The 746-nt window shown below is 58.2% G+C and carries 1 protein-coding gene; it reads left to right on the top strand.

Annotated features, from left to right (window positions below; genetic code table 11):
- Positions 1–746 (top strand): EF-Tu C-terminal domain-related protein (locus QWY27_RS15265; RefSeq protein ID WP_290199288.1); only part of this gene is annotated, 746 nt, incomplete at its 5' end.

The following is a 746-nucleotide window of genomic DNA, read 5'->3' on the forward strand; positions in this document are numbered from 1 at the left end:
TGGTCGAAATGGAAGTGCGCGAGCTGCTCTCCAAGTACGACTTCCCAGGCGATGACACGCCAATCGTCAAGGGCTCAGCTAAGCTCGCCCTCGAAGGCGACACAGGCGAGCTCGGTGAGCAGGCCATCATGGCTTTGGCCGATGCGCTGGACAACTACATTCCTACTCCTGAGCGCGCCATCGACGGCACGTTCCTGATGCCCGTCGAGGACGTGTTCTCGATCTCGGGTCGCGGCACCGTGGTGACCGGCCGTATCGAGCGCGGCATCATCAAAGTCGGCGAGGAAATCGAGATCGTCGGTATTCACGACACGCTCAAGACAACTTGCACGGGCGTTGAAATGTTCCGCAAGTTGCTCGACCAGGGTCAGGCAGGCGATAACGTCGGTATCTTGTTGCGCGGCACCAAGCGCGAGGAAGTCGAGCGCGGTCAGGTTTTGGCCAAGCCAGGCTCGATCAAGCCACACACCGACTTCACCGCCGAGGTCTACATTCTGTCCAAAGACGAAGGTGGCCGTCACACGCCATTCTTTAACGGCTATCGTCCCCAGTTCTACTTCCGTACGACGGACGTGACCGGCACGATCGAGTTGCCAGCAGACAAGGAAATGGTTCTGCCAGGCGATAACGTTGGTATGACAGTTAAGCTGCTCGCACCAATCGCTATGGAAGAAGGTCTGCGTTTTGCAATCCGCGAAGGTGGCCGTACCGTCGGCGCCGGCGTCGTTGCTAAAATCCTGAAGTAA

The organism is Zwartia vadi, assembly GCF_030410375.1.
Taxonomy (GTDB): domain Bacteria; phylum Pseudomonadota; class Gammaproteobacteria; order Burkholderiales; family Burkholderiaceae_B; genus Zwartia; species Zwartia vadi.